Origin of the sequence: Enterobacter sp. Cy-643 (assembly GCF_011752815.1) — a bacterium.
Classification (GTDB): Bacteria; Pseudomonadota; Gammaproteobacteria; order Enterobacterales; family Enterobacteriaceae; genus Cedecea.
Map to the genome: position 1 here is coordinate 1 of NZ_VWWV01000022.1, position 213 is coordinate 213.

Genomic DNA, 213 nt, shown 5'->3' on the forward strand with positions numbered 1-213 from the left:
GTTACCGCCGTGAAAGGGCGGTGTCCTGGGCCTCTAGACGAAGGGGACACTGAAGTCTCAATCGCAAGACGCCTTGCTTCTCTACATCTATCAGACAATCTGTGTGAGCACTACGCGGGTTGTATCTATTAGGTAAGGAGGTGATCCAACCGCAGGTTCCCCTACGGTTACCTTGTTACGACTTCACCCCAGTCATGAATCACAAAGTGGTAA

At 51.2% G+C, this 213-nt stretch carries 1 rRNA gene; it reads right to left on the minus strand.

What is annotated here, in order from left to right:
* Window positions 1-133: 133 nt before the first annotated feature.
* A 16S ribosomal RNA gene (locus F3J29_RS22625) occupies window positions 134-213 on the minus strand; the annotation flags it as partial.